The sequence below is a fragment of the Planctomycetia bacterium genome (genome assembly GCA_021413845.1).
Classification (GTDB): domain Bacteria; phylum Planctomycetota; class Planctomycetia; order Pirellulales; family PNKZ01; genus PNKZ01.
In genome coordinates this window covers 1-16958 of the sequence record JAIOPP010000024.1, presented here as the reverse complement: position 1 = coordinate 16958, position 16958 = coordinate 1, and the positions used below count along the sequence as shown (strand labels likewise).

16 protein-coding genes are annotated in these 16958 nt (G+C 60.7%); 10 read left to right on the top strand and 6 right to left on the bottom strand.

Features of this window, described 5'->3' with window-relative positions; translation table 11 throughout:
• Window positions 1–11: 11 nt before the first annotated feature.
• From K8U03_05040 to K8U03_05030, 3 genes are read left to right on the top strand one after another with little or no spacing between them, the layout of a single operon-like run.
• The gene (locus K8U03_05040; GenBank protein ID MCE9604253.1) at window positions 12–1037 is read left to right on the top strand and encodes a hypothetical protein; all 1026 of its coding nucleotides are present in this window, start codon (window positions 12–14) and stop codon (window positions 1035–1037) included.
• 43 nt (window positions 1038–1080) lie between these two features.
• Window positions 1081–1563 carry a hypothetical protein gene (locus K8U03_05035; GenBank protein ID MCE9604252.1) on the top strand — a complete coding sequence of 161 codons (483 nt, stop codon included), beginning with the start codon at window positions 1081–1083 and terminating at the stop codon, window positions 1561–1563.
• A 5-nt stretch (window positions 1564–1568) separates the two neighbouring features.
• On the top strand, window positions 1569–2183 hold the full coding sequence (locus tag K8U03_05030; GenBank protein MCE9604251.1) for a thiamine pyrophosphate-binding protein: 615 nt from the start codon (window positions 1569–1571) through the stop codon (window positions 2181–2183).
• A gap of 50 nt (window positions 2184–2233) precedes the next feature.
• Here K8U03_05030 and K8U03_05025 read toward each other — a convergent pair whose 3' ends face one another.
• Window positions 2234–2773, bottom strand: a complete 540-nt coding sequence (locus K8U03_05025; protein ID MCE9604250.1) for a DUF2617 family protein — start codon at window positions 2771–2773, stop codon at window positions 2234–2236.
• 406 nt (window positions 2774–3179) lie between these two features.
• Here K8U03_05025 and K8U03_05020 point away from each other — a divergent pair, with 406 nt between their 5' ends.
• From K8U03_05020 to K8U03_05000, 5 genes are all read left to right on the top strand, one after another.
• On the top strand, window positions 3180–3842 hold the full coding sequence (locus tag K8U03_05020) for an endonuclease III domain-containing protein (protein ID MCE9604249.1): 663 nt from the start codon (window positions 3180–3182) through the stop codon (window positions 3840–3842).
• Between the two features lie 125 nt (window positions 3843–3967).
• The gene (locus K8U03_05015) at window positions 3968–5050 is read left to right on the top strand and encodes a PA0069 family radical SAM protein (protein MCE9604248.1); all 1083 of its coding nucleotides are present in this window, start codon (window positions 3968–3970) and stop codon (window positions 5048–5050) included.
• Between the two features lie 171 nt (window positions 5051–5221).
• Window positions 5222–6475 carry a serine hydroxymethyltransferase gene (locus tag K8U03_05010; protein MCE9604247.1) on the top strand — a complete coding sequence of 418 codons (1254 nt, stop codon included), beginning with the start codon at window positions 5222–5224 and terminating at the stop codon, window positions 6473–6475.
• A gap of 123 nt (window positions 6476–6598) precedes the next feature.
• The gene (locus K8U03_05005) at window positions 6599–7060 is read left to right on the top strand and encodes a response regulator (GenBank protein MCE9604246.1); all 462 of its coding nucleotides are present in this window, start codon (window positions 6599–6601) and stop codon (window positions 7058–7060) included.
• 73 nt (window positions 7061–7133) lie between these two features.
• Entirely contained in the window at window positions 7134–8072 is a 939-nt protein-coding gene (locus K8U03_05000) for an ROK family protein (GenBank protein ID MCE9604245.1), read from the top strand.
• Between the two features lie 15 nt (window positions 8073–8087).
• On the opposite strand, the gene K8U03_04995 is transcribed toward K8U03_05000, so the two are convergent.
• The 3 genes from K8U03_04995 to K8U03_04985 are packed head-to-tail and all read right to left on the bottom strand — an operon-like array spanning window position 8088 to window position 12060.
• Window positions 8088–8825: an HAD family hydrolase gene (locus tag K8U03_04995; protein MCE9604244.1), complete on the bottom strand. Its 738-nt coding sequence runs from the start codon at window positions 8823–8825 to the stop codon at window positions 8088–8090.
• Window positions 8813–10921: a site-2 protease family protein gene (locus K8U03_04990; GenBank protein ID MCE9604243.1), complete on the bottom strand. Its 2109-nt coding sequence runs from the start codon at window positions 10919–10921 to the stop codon at window positions 8813–8815. Before K8U03_04990 ends, K8U03_04995 begins: the two co-directional genes overlap by 13 nt.
• Complete coding sequence (locus K8U03_04985) at window positions 10906–12060, bottom strand: 1-deoxy-D-xylulose-5-phosphate reductoisomerase (protein ID MCE9604242.1); 1155 nt, start codon at window positions 12058–12060, stop codon at window positions 10906–10908. Before K8U03_04985 ends, K8U03_04990 begins: the two co-directional genes overlap by 16 nt.
• A gap of 811 nt (window positions 12061–12871) precedes the next feature.
• On the opposite strand from K8U03_04985, the gene ftsH reads away from it, so the two are divergent.
• On the top strand, window positions 12872–14671 hold the full coding sequence (gene ftsH / locus K8U03_04980; protein ID MCE9604241.1) for an ATP-dependent zinc metalloprotease FtsH: 1800 nt from the start codon (window positions 12872–12874) through the stop codon (window positions 14669–14671).
• A 19-nt stretch (window positions 14672–14690) separates the two neighbouring features.
• On the opposite strand, the gene K8U03_04975 is transcribed toward ftsH, so the two are convergent.
• Entirely contained in the window at window positions 14691–15464 is a 774-nt protein-coding gene (locus tag K8U03_04975; protein ID MCE9604240.1) for a DUF2071 domain-containing protein, read from the bottom strand.
• A 43-nt stretch (window positions 15465–15507) separates the two neighbouring features.
• A complete protein-coding gene (locus tag K8U03_04970) occupies window positions 15508–15870 on the bottom strand; it encodes a cupin domain-containing protein (protein MCE9604239.1) in 363 nt (120 codons plus the stop codon).
• Window positions 15871–16137: 267 nt separating this feature from the next.
• Between K8U03_04970 and K8U03_04965 the strand changes: the two genes are divergently transcribed.
• Window positions 16138–16958, top strand: an 821-nt coding sequence (locus K8U03_04965; GenBank protein MCE9604238.1) for an inositol-3-phosphate synthase, incomplete at its 3' end; no start/stop codon positions are given.

Genomic DNA, 16958 nt, shown 5'->3' with positions numbered 1-16958 from the left:
GTGACGATCTTATGAGTTGCTTGCGTCTTCTCGCCCTCTTGCCGATGTTGCTTTTCGCTTCCGTTGCGAACGGGGCACCGCGCGTCGACTTGGAAATCGCGCTGCTGCCCGGCTTCACGCCGACCGATATCTCCGCGTGGCATGAAATGCTCACCGGCGCGGGGGTCGACAACTTGCGTCTCGGCGGAGGGGGCAATGGGGCGAAGAAAGTGGGGATCGAAAAGCCCGACGGCGCGGACGGGACCGGCTATCGCGTGTTCGGCGTGATTACCCCGAGCAACGAGCTACTGCTTCCCGGTGGGAAGTTCGGACGAAACGATAGAGCAGCGCTTGCCAAGTGGGTCACCGATTTGAAAGCGTCGGGTCCCGGCAAGAAACCGGGCGCGAAACCGGTTCCGTTCGGCTTGCAGCCGGCGCAACTCGAAGCGATCGCCAAAGATCTCGGGAAGCCTGCCGACTTCACGACGACCGGTGCGACGGTGAAGCAAGTGCTCATCGAGATCGGCAACCGAACGACGAATCCGATCGTGGCCGAACCGGCGATCGCCGCCGGACTCGGGAATGCCGAGAAGGTGCCGGGAGAATTGAAGGGGCTCGCGTGCGGCACCGTGGCTGCGGCGGTTTTGCGCCGCGAAGGATTGTCGTTCGTGCCGCGCGTAGCGACCGGCGGCACGCTCGAATACTTCGTCACGCGGGCCGGTGCCGGACAAGACGTCTGGCCGGTCGGTTGGCCGGCGGAGAAGCCGATTCCCGAGCTGTTGCCGGATCTCTTTACGCTCCGCAACGTCGAGATCGACGACATTCCCGCCTCGCAGTTGTTGCAAGTCGTCGCCGACCGTGTGAAACTGCCGATGCTGTTCGACGAGCAAACGCTGGTCGAAAAGAAACTCGACGCCTCGAAGATCAAAGTCAAGATTCCGTCGGGAAAGCTCGGCTATCAAGGGGTGCTCGACCGCGCGATGTTTCAAGCCGGGATGAAGCACGAAGTACGGATCGACGACGCCGGCCGACCGTTTCTTTGGATCACGGCGCGATAAGCGATCGTTTTGCATTCCGCATTTTAACTTTTGACTTCCTCCCATGTTCACCGGTTCTCAGATCGTCGACGCTTTCACCACGCTCGGCATTACGCATGTCGTGTGGCTCCCGGATTCGACGCTCGGCACGTGGGACGCCGACATTGCGGCCTCGACCCGGTTTCAGATGGTCCGCGTCTGTCGCGAGGGAGAGGCTTGGGCCGTCGCCGTGGGGTTGCATCTCGGCGGGGCTCGGCCGATGGTCGTGATGCAGTCGACCGGCTTGTTCGAGTCGGGCGACTCGTTGCGCAACGCGCTCTTCGACCTGCACTTGCCGCTGCGGGCTTTGATCGGTTATCGGAGCTTTCTGCTGAAGAACTCGACCGACTCGGCCCGAGCGTTTGCCGAACCGATCCTCAAGGCTTGGGGCATCGACTACTTGCTGACGCAGCCGCCCGAGGGACCGGAGGCCATCGTCGAGCATTGGAAGACGTGCGCAGAACGCCGCACGCCGGGCTTCGTCCTCATGGCCGAAGGGAAGGGATAACTCCGATGACTACGACCGCACGCATGCCGTTTCGTACGGTGCTCGAAACGCTTCGCGACGTTCGCACGAACGAGATCGTCGTCGCGACGATGGGCTCGGCTCGCGAATGGCCGAAGCTCTCGCAACATCCGCTCGACTTTCAATACCTGCCGTCGGCAATGGGGCACGCGCCGATGCTGGCCCTGGGGCTTGCCCTAGCTCGGCCCGAGCGGCATGTCGTCTGCCTCAACGGCGACGGTTGCATGCTGATGGGCTTGAGTTCGCTGGTGTCGATCGTGGCGGCCGGGGCGAAGAATCTCACGCTGATCGTATTCGACAACGGTCTCTACGAAGTAACCGGCGGCCAACCGACTGCCGCGGCGGCATACGCAGCGCCGCTCGATCGCGAAGTGAAGGCCGGCTGCGACTTCGTCGGCATGGCTCGCGCGGCCGGATTTCCGACGTCGCTCCAGTTCGATGCCGCGGCCGCGTGGAAGGCAGCGGCAAGCGAAGTGCTGCGAATGCCGGGCCCAAGGTTCGTCCAGCTTTGCGTCGAGTCGGTCGGCAAGGAATATCACTTGCCCCCTCCCGCGCCGATCGCCGACCGCATCGCGGCATTTCAAGCAGCGCTAACTTCGTAAGGCGCGGCCAGTGCGGCACTCGCTTCATGCGCCGCATTCACAGCGATGAGTTACGGAATCTCGAAGAGCGACTGGCTTTTGACGATCGCGTAGTCGTCGGGGAAGGTGTGGAACGATTGCACCAACAGGCTGCGGTTGCGCGATTCCACGCCGATGAAGCTCAAGGCTCCGAGCGCCATGCGCCCACCGCCGTTGAAGCTGTAGAGCAGGCCTCGCTGCTTCGAGTCGCGAGTCAATTCTTGTTGAAAGGCCCAAAAGATCTCGGGCTCGACCGTCTCTAATTGGAAGCCGACCTGATAAGTCACGCCGCCGCGGCAATCGAGCCGATCGGTTCGTTCGCCGCGAAGCTTATACGACATGAGGCGGCGCTTCTGCGGCAGCGGTTGATCGCTCGCCGCGGCTACTTCCGTCAGCGTGAGGCCTTGGTAGCGCCAAGTGATGACGTGACCGGCACCGGTAACGTCGATCTTCACGTTATAGTCGCCGCGCTCGAACGAACGCGATTCATGGATGTCGAAAAGTTCGGGATGCAGCGAGCGGCCGTAGAGTTGAAACACCAATTCGGCGACTTTGGGGCGAACAGTCTGCACTGGGCAACCTTCCCTTGATTCGATGGACCTGAGCGACGAACCTAAGATCTGAGCGGACGAAACGGAAGCGGTCCTACGACGTTCGACGAATGTCGTGTCTCTCGAACGGGTCGCATTATAAAACTCGCCGTCGAAACGACCAAGGGTGTTTTTGCGCCGCACTACGCAGGCATATTTTGCGATCGAATCTTCTCTTGACATTTGAGTGCGCAATTTCATCCATGGTCTTCTACGCAGCGCAGCGCGTGCTAGCAATCGAGAAGCCGCGCGGTCGGAACGGATGACAAGTCGACTTTGCGGAAAAATTCTTTTTCCGCTTTGTGATGAAAGGCGTACATTTTAGTTTTCATCGCGCAGGGAACGCCCCTGCGGATTTGATATTTCGATCTGAGAATGACCCGTGACGATGCTGCCGCGCGAAATCTACGATCGGCTCTTCGCTCATTTCGGGCCGCAGCATTGGTGGCCCGGCGACGGCCCGACGGAGATCCTCGTCGGCACAGTCTTGGTGCAGAATACGAATTGGCGAAACGTCGAGAAAGCGATCGAAAATCTGCGTGAAGCCGGTGTGCTCGAGATCGCAAAACTGTACGCCTTGGAACCGGAGGAACTTGCCGAACTGATTCGCCCGGCAGGCTACTACCAAGTGAAGACGAAGCGGCTTCGCAACCTATTACGGCTCATCGTCGACCGCTACGACGGCTCGCTCGAGGCCCTGTTCGCAAACTCTCCCGACACGCTCCGCGAGGAGTTGCTTTCCGTCAACGGCATCGGGTCGGAAACGGCCGATTGCATTTTGCTCTATGCGGCCGGCGTCCCTTCCTTCGTCGCCGATGGTTATGCGCAGCGCGTGCTCGCGCGACACGGCTGGATGGAATACGGGGCCGACTACTACGCGATTAAAGACTGGTTCGAAAGCCGGCTCGAAGCCGATCCGCAAGTCTATAATGAATACCACGCGCTGCTCGTGCGGCTCGGCAAAGAGCATTGCAAGACGAAGCCGCAATGTATCGGCTGCCCGCTGGAATGCCTGCTGCCGGAAGGCGGGCCGGTAGCCGCGGAATGGTGAGTGCGGGAATGACGAATGTCGAAGCTCGAATGACGAAAGAATTCCGAATAACGAATCTCGAATAGTCTTCAGCAGCCTGAATATTTCTCAACTGACCACCGGCCACTGACTACCGACCACTTTTCATGTCGTCTCCTGCAAAATCGATCGTCGGACGTGCGGCTACGGTGAGTCCGCCGAATCGATTCGTCGCGATTCATGTCGAAGACGACTACGAGCAACTCGCGGACGACGATGAGTTGCTGGTGCCCGAGCGGCGCGTGAAGACTCAGTTCTTCGTTGACGACACGCAGTCGATCTTAGCGACGAACGACAGTCCCGACGTACCGTTCGACTTCAGTGCCAATCCTTATCGGGGCTGCGAACATGGCTGCGCCTACTGTTTCGCGCGGCCGAGTCATGAGTATCTCGGCTTTAATGCCGGGCTCGATTTCGAGACCCGCATTATGGTGAAGCTCGCGGCTGCGAAGCTGTTGCGAGAAGCACTCGGCAAGCCGTCGTGGAAAGGTTCGCTCATCGCTCTCTCGGGAGTAACGGATTGCTACCAGCCGGCCGAGCGGAAATTCCGCCTCACGCGCGGGCTCTTGGAAGTGATGCTCGAAGCGCATCAAGCAGTCACGATCATCACGAAGAATGCGCTCGTCGTGCGCGATCTCGACTTGCTTGCGCCGCTGGCCGCCGAACGCTTGACGCATGTGAACGTCAGCATCACGACGCTCGATCATGAACTGGCCCGCACGCTGGAGCCGCGCACCTCGACTCCGGCGGCGAAGCTCGCGGCGGTTCGGAAGCTTTCGGCGACCGGTGTTCCGGTGCGGGTGTTGGTCGCGCCGATCATTCCCGGCCTTACCGATCATGAGATGCCGCGCATTCTCGAAGCGGCCGCCGAAGCGGGAGCGATGAGCGCCGGCTATGTGCTGCTGCGATTGCCGCTCGCGGTGAAGCCGATCTTTCTCGATTGGCTCGCGACCCACCGGCCCGACCAGCGCGATAAAGTCGAAGGGTTGATTCGCGACACGCGCGACGGAGCCCTTTATCAATCGGAGTGGACCGTGCGGCAGCGCGGCACCGGCGCCTATGCCGAACAGATCGGCCGGTCGTTCGCTATCTTCAGTCGCAAATTCGGCCTCGACCGTAAGCTGCCCGAATACGACTTCTCGAAGTTCCAAACCCCGCAGGCGGCAAGCGGACAGATGCGGTTGTTTTAATCGTTCGACTCGCGAAATGTTCGGCACGTTGCGGAAGGCGCTACTTCATCATCGGTATTTACCGCCGTTCTCAGCGGATTGACGAAACGCCCGTTCGCTTCCAGAATAATGGGCTACTCGCTACGAACTTCCGTACCGAATTCCGAACTGATTTCAGAGACTCGTGTCGCCATGAATTTCCTTGCTAAGGAAGACCCGCAAGTTTGGGACGCCGTTGCTGCCGAGGGGCGGCGTCAGGCGATCGGGCTGGAGATGATCGCCAGCGAAAACTACACGAGCGCGGCGGTGCAGCAAGCGGTCGGCAGCGTGCTGACGAATAAGTATGCCGAAGGGTATCCCGGCCGGCGCTACTACGGCGGCTGCGAGTATGTGGATGTCGTCGAGACGTTGGCGCGCGATCGGTTGAAGCAGTTGTTCGGGGCCGACCATGTGAACGTGCAGCCTCACTCGGGCAGCCAAGCCAACATGGTCGTCTACTTGTCGACCTTGCAACCCGGCGACTCCGTGCTCGGGCTCGACCTAGCCCACGGCGGGCACCTGACGCACGGCATGGATCTGAACATCTCGGGCAAGCTCTACAAGTTCCACCGCTACGGCGTGACGCGAGACACGCACCGCATCGACTTCGACCAGGTGGCGAAGTTGGCGCGCGAGCACAAGCCGAAGCTGATCGTCGCCGGAGCGAGCGCCTATCCGCGTGAGATCCAGCACGAGAAGTTCGCGGAGATCGCCAAAGAAGTCGGCGCGAAGTTGTTCGTCGATATGGCCCACTACGCCGGTCTCGTCGCGGCGGGCTTGCACAACAACCCGGTGCCGGTCGCCGACTTCGTTACCTCGACGACGCACAAAACTCTCCGCGGCCCGCGCGGCGGCATCACGATGTGCAAGGCCGACTACGCGAAAGACGTCGATCGCAACGTGTTTCCCGGCATCCAAGGTGGACCGCTGATGCATGTGATCGCCGGTAAGGCGGTATGCTTTCGCGAGGCGCTGGAGCCGAGCTTTAAGAAGTATGCTCAAGCCGTGATCGACAACGCAAAGACTCTTGCGGAAACATTGATGGCCGGCGGCATCAAGCTCGCCAGCGGCGGCACGGACAACCACCTGATGCTGCTCGATGTGACGAGCGTCGGCATCTCGGGCAAGATCGCCGAAGAGGCGCTCGGCAAGGCCGAGATTACGGTCAACAAGAATATGATTCCCTACGACCTCCGCAAGCCGTTGGATCCGTCGGGCATTCGCATCGGCACCCCGGCTCTGACGACGCGCGGCATGGGAATCGGTGAAATGAAGCAGGTCGGCAATTGGATCTTGGAAATTTTGAAGAACCCGGCCGATGAAGCGACTGCGAAGCGCGTACGCGGCGACGTAGCCTCGCTATGTGAATCGTTCCCCGTGCCGGCAGCCCGCATTCCAGCGTTATAAACGAAGTGGTCGGTGGTCGGTGGTCGGTGGTCAGTAGGAGGAGATGTCGTAATCTTTTTCGCAACTGACCACTGACCACCGACCACTGACCACTTCTTCAACCGTTTCGAGTTGGAGAATCGCATGACAAGCCCGTTGCCGAAAAGTCGCATCTTGATCGCCGACGACAATGCGGTGAACGTCGAATTGCTCGAGGCATTCCTCGCGGGGCTCGATTGCGATATGGCGATCGCGGTCGACGGGAAAGACACCCTCGATAAGGTCGCGGAGTTCAAGCCCGACCTCATCTTGCTCGACGTGATGATGCCGAAGCTCAGCGGGTTCGAGGTCTGCAAGAAGATCAAGTCGGATCGCGCGACGAGAGGGATCATGATCCTCATGGTAACGGCGCTCAACGAGCTCGGCGACATCGAACGGGCCGTGCAAGCTGGCACCGACGATTTCCTCAGCAAGCCGGTCAACAAAGTCGAGTTGCTGAAGCGCGTTGAAAATATGCTGCGGCTGCGGCATGTGACCGACGAGCTCGAGCGACTGCGGCAATATATCGCCGGTATGGAAGAATCGTCCGACCCCGTCAAGAAGTAGGCCGGTGAATAAGCAGTCGCCGTTCTAAGAAACGAGCGGTTCTGCGATCACGGCCGGAGTCGCCATTGCGATGATGTTCTTAGGAATCGAAATCGGCGGCACGAAGTTGCAACTCGGCGTCGGACCCGGCGACGGCACGTTCGCCGCAGAGCCCGTCCGATTGACGATCGATCGGGAAGCCGGAGCGGCGGGGATTCGTAAGCAAATCGCGGCGGCGGCGGGGCCGTTGATGGATGAGTTCGGCCTGGCCGCGGTCGGCATCGGCTTCGGAGGGCCGATCGATGCGATCTCCGGCCGGACGATCACGAGCCATCAAGTCGCCGGATGGGACGACTTTCCCTTGGCCGCGTGGTGTCGCGAGGCGCTTGGCTTGGGATGTGCGCTGGGCAACGATGCCGACCTTGCCGCATTGGCCGAAGCGCGGTTCGGAGCAGGGGAGGGTCGCGATCCCGTTTTCTATGTAACCGTAGGAACCGGAATCGGCGGCGGCTTCGTGCAGCACGGCAAGCTCTATCACGGCTTCGGACCCGCTACTGCGGAGATCGGCCACTTACGGCCAGGCCTCTCCGCCGTCGATGCGCATGATACGGTCGAATCGATCGCCTCCGGCCTCGGCATCGAGCGAGCCGCTGCGAAGTTAGTCGCCGATCCGATCTTCGCGGAGTTGCCGAGCATCCAAAGTGAGCGGGCGACGGTTCGAATCACCGCGCGCGAGCTCGCATATGCGGCGGAGCGCGGACATGGACCTTCGCAGGTGATTCTCGACAGAGCCATCGAGACGCTCGGTTGGGCCATCGCGCAGACGATCACGCTGCTTGCGCCGCAAAGCGTCATCGTCGGAGGGGGCGTGGCTTTGATGGGTGAGACGATGTTTTATCGACCGCTCCGTACGGCAGTGGAGCGGTACGTGTTTCCGACGCTCGTCGGAACTTACGAGATCGCGGCACCGAAGCTCGGCGAAGCGATGGTCGTGCATGGGGCGCTGGCGCTCGCGCGCGAAACGATCGAGTAACGCGGCGCGAGTCGCTCAGAGGAGTTCGTCTAAGCTGCGAATGCGCGGCGTGAGGCCGGGGTATCGATCGTCTCGGTCGAGTAACATCGCTTGCCAGTTTGCCGCTTGCGCACCGTGAAAATCTTCGTCGATGTCGTCGCCGATGAGCGTACACGACTTGGTTGTGATGCCAAGCTCGACGAGCTTGCGCTCGCTAGCGCGAAAGAATCCCGTCGCCGGCTTGCGATATCCGACAAGGGACGAGACGAACACTCGTTCGAGCGGAATCTCCGGTAAAAGCGTCGCGACGATCGGCGTCAGCCGGCGATCGAAGTTCGAGGCGATCGCCACGGAGCGGCCGGCCGCGATGAGTCGCTTGAGCATCGGTCGCACGTCGTCGAACAGTCGCCATGAAGACGGTGCCGCGAAGTGGTTCCAAAGCTCTTCGAAGAGCGCGTCGCGACGCTCGGCCGGGACGTCGTCGAACACGCCGGCGACGATCGCTCGCCAACGCTCTCGCTCGCGAGCTTCGTCGGTTCGGCCTTCGTTGTCCCGTAAGTCCGCGGCCTTTTCCGCCGTGAAGACTCTGCGGAATGCGGCATCGATATCGGTTCGAGAAAGTCGCGAGCCGTAGCGTGCGCCAGCCGCGGCATAGGCTTCCGCCACGGCAGGCTCGGGCCGAAGCAATGTCCCGACGGCATCGAACAAAACGACGCCGTCGGGAAGCAACTGCGAGCGCGATCGCCCGCTGTTCGCGTCCGTTAGTTCAGCCACGGAAGCCGGAAGATGTCGTTCTTCAAGGCGTAGCCCATGAGGAACAACAAGCAGCAGAGTCCGACCAATTGGAGATAGTTGACGAACCGCTCCGGCGGCGGACGCCGAAAGATTCCCTCGTACATCAACAGCACCATGTGGCCGCCGTCGAGAACCGGGAACGGCAAGAAGTTGAGCACGGCGAGATTGCAACTGAGCATCATCAAGAACAGGAGCAGCGTCGACAGGCCGCCCGAGGCCGCCTCGCCGGCTTGCGTAGCGATGGTGATGACACCGCCGACGTTGTTCGGCGGGATCTGACCGATCCACATCGCATGCAGAAAGCGATAGACCTGCGTCATCGAATCGCGCGTGTCGATCCAGGCGTAGTTGAAGGCTTGAGATAAGTCTTCGGCTTTGCGAATTTCTTTCGGAGCTTGGAAGATGAAGCCACGATCGGTAGAGAAGAACTCCTTCGAGTCGATCGGTTCGAGCACGACCTTTCGGCCGTCGCTCGTCGTGAGTTCGATCTTCGTGCTGTTGCGCATGCTGGTCAGCCCGAGCGCACAGGCCGGCCAATTGTTGATGTCGTTCTCGGTGAGCTTGATGCTTCTTGCTTCCGGAGCTTCACCCGATTCGAGAGGCTCGCTTGTCGGTTGCGTTTTGAAGAGCGTCAGCGTATCTCCCGCCTTCAATCCGGCCTTCTCCGCCGAACTTCCCGGCTCGACCGTCGCGATGACGGGCGGAATCGAATACGCGATGCCCAGGGTCGGCAACGACAAGTAAGGGAACGTAAGAGGGGCTTCGAAGCGATCGGCCGCACGCGGCACGATGTCGAGCGTCAGTTCTTTCGCGCTGTCGCCGGTCTTGCGTTCGACGACGATGTGCCATGCCTTTTCCGGCGCCGATTTTTGCTTGCGGCGGAATCGCTCCGACGCGGTGACGGGATCCCCCAGGGGTTCGCCGTCGATCGACTTCAAAACATCGCCGACTTGCAATCCGGCCTTGGCCGCAGGCGAGTCGATTTGCACGCTCACGATCGGACCGAACTGCATCGTCATGCCCAGCATGCGCAGCGGCCGGGGAGCGACTTCGGTTTTCACTTCGCGCACGGTCACGGTCCCACCGGCGTCGACCGTCGTGCGACGCACCGTGATCGGAAGCTTCCGATCCGCGAACTCGGTCATCGCGGTCGCGATGTCGACGTACGAATGCACATCGCGGTCGCCGATCTTAACGAATTCGTCGCCCGGCTCGAATGCCGGAACGGCGGCACGGGCCGGTGTTCCTTCGAGCGTCGAGGGGAACTTCTTCGTATCCTTCGGGTTGCTCAGCTTCGTAAGAGTCGGCCCGGCGATGCCGAGCGACGGAACGGTATCTGCGCGCGGCTTGCGAGGATGGACGACGAGCGCATATTCGTCGCTACCGGCGCGCTTGACTCGAAATTCGAGCCCCTTTTTCAGATCGGCTAGCGCCACGCGCGAGCGAAGATCGGCTTCGAAGCGAGGCTTCGTTACGTCGTCGATCTGCACGATCACGTCGCCGGCGCTCAGGTTCTTTTCCCAAGCCGGCCCGCCGGGAGAAACCGCCGTGACCGACGTCGGCGTGTATTGAACTCCCATGAGATACGCGACCGTAGCGAAGCAGAACGCCGTGATCGCGTTCATTATCACCCCTGCCGAGATGATGAGCATCCGCTCCGGCACCGATTGCGCCGGGTAGCTGCGCGGATCCCAAACGACTTGTTGCTTCTCGATCGTTTGACCTTCGACGAGCCCTTCGGCCGCCGATCCGGCGTTCAATGCTTTAGCGCGCTCCGCTTCCTCGGCTTGCTTGCCGGGGTTGTCGGTTTGGCCGAGCATGTAGACGTAGCCGCCGAGCGGGATCGCGCCGATGCCGTATTCCGTTTCGCCGTGGCGGAAGCGAAACAGCCGTAGCCCGTAGGGATCGAAGCCGACGTAAAACTTTTCGACCCGCACGCCGCAAAGTTTCGCGGCTGCGAAATGGCCGAACTCATGAATGAAGATCACAAGGCCGAGCGCGAGGATGCCTTGGGCGAGATGCCCCCAGTAGGACCAATCGATCGAGGACGCGGCGGCGACTAATGGCAAATCCAATTCGCGATCTCCTGTCGAGCCCAACGATCGGACTCGATGAGCCGGTCGAGCGTCGGTTGCGGTTCGTAATTGTGAGAGTCCAGCACGCTGCGACACGCCGGGACGATATCGGTGAACTTGATTTCACCGGCAAGAAACTGCGCGACCGCCGCTTCGTTCGCCGCATTCAGCACGGCACCGGTCGTGCCGCCGCTACGGGCCGCTTCCAAGCCTAGTTCCAAAGCCGGGAAGCGGGTCGTGTCGGGGGGAAAGAATTCGAGCTTTTGAGGTGCGGTCCAATCGATTTTAGCGGCAGGACCGGGCAGACGATCCGGATACGTGAGCGCATATTGGATCGGCAGCTTCATATCCGGCGGGCTGAGCTGCGCGACGACCGAGCCATCTACATACTCGACCATCGAATGCACCACCGACTGAGGATGGATCGCCACGCCGATCCGGTCGCTCGTAAGGTCGAACAACCAACGGGCCTCGATGATTTCGAGAGCCTTGTTCATCATCGTTGCCGAATCGACCGTGATCTTGCGGCCCATATTCCAGGTGGGATGCGCTAAAGCGTCGGCTACGGTTACGGTCGAAAGCTGTTCGAGCGTGTAGTTGCGAAAGGGGCCGCCGCTGGCAGTCAGCACGATTCTGCGAACTTCATGGCGTCGGCCGGCTTGCAAGGCTTGGAAGACGGCGCTGTGCTCGCTGTCGACGGGAATGATCACGGCGCCACGTTCGGCGGCAAGCCTCATGGCGAGTCCGCCGGCCATGACCAGGGTCTCTTTGTTCGCTAAGGCGACCTTTTTACCGGCTTCGAGCGCAGCCCAGGTACCGCGCAGCCCGGCGCTGCCGACGATCGCGGTGACGACGACATCGACAGCCGATTCGGAGGCGATACGAGGAACGGCGTCGGACCCGACGAGCAACTCGCATTCCGGCGGCAACGACGACCAATCGGTTCGCTTCGCGGCCTCGGCATCGGCAGCTACGACCCAGCGCGGGCGGAATTCGCAAGCTTGGCGGAGCAACAGTTCGGTGTTCGCGAACGCCGTCAGTGCTACTGCGCGCAAACGCCCTGCGGATGCTGCGATCACCTCGAGGGTGTTGCGTCCGATACTCCCGGTCGATCCGAGAACGGCGACTTGCGTGGTCATGCGAACGAGCTTGTCATGCGGTCGAACGAGCGAAGCGAAGGTTGGGGCGATTAAGAGGACGATCGTGCGGCGGACAGTCGGCAAACCCGCGCCTGGCGCGCTAGCGGCCGGTGCGGAGGCTGCCGCGATTTCGATCAGTTCATCGGCGAACGACGACGTGCTAATGTCAAGCGCCGCCGATAGTTCCGCACGCCGATGGACATTCTAGGCGTCGTCGTCGAAGGCGACAACCCGAGGCGGCGTTCTTCACCCGATCGTCGAAGGCGTGTTACAATAGCAAGGACCGCATCACCTCGAAACGCGAGAATAGTGACTTCGCATGGAAAATCAGCCGAAACCGCGCCCGAATACGCCTGAGAAAAAGCCCGCCACGTTCACGACCGTTCTGCTCTGGGTTTTTCTCGCAACCTGCGGGTTTTTATTCCTTTCGGCCTATTTCGTACGGACGACTCGGGAAGCGGAGATTCCTTATCTAGAGCTCGTGCAACTCATCCAAAAGGGAAATCCGAAGGCCACATCGACGATCGGTGTGGCGACCCCAACGCCGATCCCTTCCGCTTCCGTGCCGGCCGCGGCAACACCGACGGGCACCGCTCCTGTTGCCGTACCGACTGCCACCGGGACATCGCCATCGGCAGCGGCGACTCCTCCCTCGATTTCAACGCGCGGGGGGGATGCCGCTAAGTCGGAGTCGGCTGCGGTGCAAGCGCTCCGGAATCAATTGCGTTATATCGACGTCGTGAGCGGCGAGTCCGTCGGCCGGCGTCGTGTCACTCGCTATTCCGAGTTGGCGAACATCAAAGTCACGCCGATGGAAGTCACCGGCACCGTAACGATGGAGTCGATCGAGCCCGCCGGCGATGCCGAGAGGAACGTGACGTTCCATACCGGTCGTTACGGGTTCGACAACGACAACGGCACGTTGATGAAGCTGTTCATGGACAATGGCTTTCACGACGTCAGCGCCGAAGGCCAGCCGCATCCGATCAAGCAATACTTGCCGATGATTATTCTGACCGGCTTGATGTTGTTGTTCATCTTCATTGCCATGCGACGCCTGAGCGGTGCCGGGTCGCCGATGTCGTTCGGCCGAAGCCGCGGGAAGATGTATGCCCAAGAAGATATCGGCGTCACGTTCGAAGAAGTGGCCGGCATCGACGAAGCGGTGGAAGAACTACGCGAAGTCGTCGAGTTCCTCAAATCGCCGGAAAAGTTTCAACGCCTCGGCGCACGGATTCCGAAAGGGGTGTTGCTCATCGGTCCGCCCGGAACCGGAAAAACATTGCTGGCGAAGGCGATCGCGGGGGAGGCGGGTGTTCCGTTCTATAGCCTGTCGGGAAGCGATTTCGTCGAAATGTTCGTCGGCGTCGGGGCGGCCCGAGTTCGCGATATGTTTCAGCAAGCGGAAGCGAAATCTCCTTGTATCATCTTCATCGATGAACTCGACGCCCTCGGCAAGACGCGCGGCGGCAACATCGTCGGCGGCAATGACGAGCGCGAACAAACGCTCAACGCACTTCTCGTCGAAATGGACGGCTTCGTCTCGAACAACGGCGTGATCGTGCTGGCCGCGACCAATCGTCCGGAAACGCTCGACCCCGCGTTGTTGCGACCCGGCCGTTTCGATCGCCAAGTGGTCGTCGACCGGCCCGACGTGCGCGGGCGCGAAAAGATTCTGAACGTTCACGTTCATGGTGTGAAGCTCGACGAGACGGTCGACCTCAAGATGGTGGCGAAAGTGACGTCGGGTCTTGCCGGAGCCGACCTGGCGAACCTCGTGAACGAAGCGGCGCTGCTGGCGGCGCGCAAAGGAAAAACGTCCGTCGGAATGGACGAGTTCAACGAGGGGATCGATCGGGTCACCTCGGGCATGGAAAAGAAACATCGCGTCATTCAAGCCGACGAGAAGCAACGGATGGCCTACCACGAAGCGGGCCACGCACTGGCGGCTTACTCGTTGCCGAACACCTATCCGGTCCATCGCGTCTCGATCATTCCGCGCGGGCTCAATGCCCTAGCGTCGGTCATCATGCGGCCGGAAGAAGATCGATACATGACGACGCACGCCGAACTCGAAAGCTATCTGCAGATCCTCCTCGCCGGCACGATGACCGAAGAGATGATCTTCAACGACGTCTCGACCGGCGCTCAGAACGATCTCGAACGGGCCAGCGGCATCGCACGCTCGATGGTGATGGACTTCGGCATGAGCCGACTCGGCCGCGTGACCTATCGGGCCAGCAACCGCTCGCCGTTCATAGCAAGCTCGCGCGATATGGCAAACGACCACACGATCAGCGAGAAAACGGCCCGTGAAATAGATGAAGAAGTGAAACGAATCATCAGTGCCGCGATCGAAGGGGTGCAACACATCTTGACGACGCGCAAGGCCGCACTCGTCGCAGTCGCCGAGCGTGTGCTCGAGAAGGAAGTGATCGACGGCGCGGAGTTGAAACAAATCGTCGAAGCGAATTCGACCGGGCCGTTCCTCATGCCGGGCACGGAAGGGCGGCGCTATACCTCGACCGCGCCGCGCGAGGTGCCGCCGGTCGCACGAGACTTGATCGAGCCCCCGCAACTGCTGGACGACCGCTCGCAAGGGCAGGGGTAGAGCCGGTCGCTTCCGAAGTTCATCCTTCGGTAGCGTGTTGCAACCCGAAGACTTCGACGTCGACTCCATGCGAACCGCATAGGAGTTCCGGTTTTGAGCCGTCGATGCCGAAGTCCTGCGTCGTAAAAAGATTGCAATCCCAATCGGCGATGCTTGCGGCCACGATTGGATAGGGTCGATGGTAGACTTGGCCCGAGAATGGCTCTCCGTGTCGGCTCTCCGCGAACAGCACATAGCGTTCGATCAGGAAGAAATCGAGCGAGCCGGGAACCGCTTCGCGCTCGTTGCTGTCGAGCGTGTAGCGCACGTTGCAATGGAGCTCCGATCGCGCGACGCGCGATGCATAAGAGATCGTGGCGCCGAGCTGTGGAGCGCTCATCGCGGCATGTCGATACGGGAGATGATAAAACTTTCTCGCTCCCCACACCGCGAGCGGCTGATTGCAATCGAGTGAGTAGAACCAAACGCCCGGAGTTCCCGCGGCATCATAGACATAGGTTCGGACATTGAGTTCGAGGAAGTTCGACAGCCCGGGAAGACAAGGGAACCACCAAGGGCGGATGTTGCGCATGAAGAACGGGACGACGCCGATATAAGCCGAGCCGTCGAACGTGTCGACATAAAGACCCTTGGGCAGAGTTCGTTGAATCCGATCGGGATCGACGCGCCAATGGGCGAACAGCAACGAGCGCCAAGACTGCCGCATCGCAGATCTTCGTTGCGGTCGTTCGCGCAGGCGTAAGCGATCGGCGCGCGTCGGAGCGGCAGGTGGGGTCGATGTCGAATCGTTCATCGGTTTTCGCTCGAAATCGGCCGTCGCCGTTCACATGGTTCGTTCACGCATCGCGATGCACGGTGCCCGGCGAAAAGGCCGGCAAGCAAACGGCAACGTATTCGGCACCTTCCGTGCCCGGCGTGCTGTACTGGATCCATTCACCGCCGTGGGTAATGATCGCCTGCCCGGCGGCGATCTTGATCTCTCCTTCGCGCGTCTTGACGTGCAACGTCCCTTTTAAGACGAGCGTGTATTCGTCGAATTCCGGCGTTTGTCCCGGCTCGACCCAACCCGCCGGACTGACCATGCGCGCCACGCTGACGGAAGCCGTGCCCGAGTTGGCTCGACCGATGAACTCTTCGATCCGTTTCGGAAGATTTCCTGCCGCCGCTACGACCTTCGGGCCGGGTATGAACGTAGGCATGACAATCGTCTCCTCGACAAGCGAATGGGTTGCGATCGTGACCTCGCGGCCATGGTATCAGACACGGCAACGAGATGCTCGAATTAGGGTGTGCTCCACGCATTGCGCCCGGCAAATACGTCGCCTCGATCGATCCTTGACGTTGGGCAATCGGTTGCCGACAATTGTGAGTTCGTAAACCGGCCAACGCGGGTAAATCAAGTCCTCGCGTCCGGTTTCCCTCCCGCCTCGCCTCCGCAATCGCACACCCTGAAAAGACGCACTCGCATGGCTCGCAATCGAATCGGTGTTTGGTTTATCGGCGCCAAGGGAGGCGTCGCCTCGACGGCTATCGTCGGACTATTGGCGCTTAAGAAGGGTCTCACGCAAACGACCGCGCTCGTAAGCGAGTTGCCGCAGTTTAAGTCGCTCGATTTGATCGACTGGAAAGATCTCGTCATCGGCGGCCATGAGATTCGCGAGCTGAAGAGTTACGAAGAAGCGATGCGGATGAGCACCGAAAGTCGCGCCATCGACGGCGAGCTCATCACGAAGCTGAAAAGCGAACTGGAAAAGCTCGACAAGGTGATCCGGCCCGGCACGGTCGCGAATTGCGGTTCGACGATCGAAGGCCTTGCTTCGGCGGCTGTGAAAGCGACGAAGAGCGAAACGCCGCGCGAAACGATCGCCCGCATTCAAGGCGATCTCAAGAAGTTCGCCGAAGAGAATAAGCTGGCTCATGTGATCGTCATCAACGTCGCTTCGACGGAGCCTCCGGTCGACCCGGCGCAGTTCCCGGCCAAGTGGAGCGAGCTCGATAAGCTGATCGACAAGCCGCGCAAATGCACGCTGCCCGCAAGTTCGCTCTACGCGATCGCCGCGCTCGATCTCGGGTTCTCGCATTTGAACTTCACGCCGTCGCTTGGTACGAACCTGCCGGCGATCGACGAATTGGCTCGCGAACGAAGCTCGCGCCACATGGGCTACGACGGCAAGACGGGCGAGACGCTGCTCAAGAGCGTGTTGGCCCCGATGTTCGCCCGCCGCAATTTGAACGTCATGAGTTGGGTCGGTCACAACATCTTCGGCAACATGGACGGCAAAGTTCT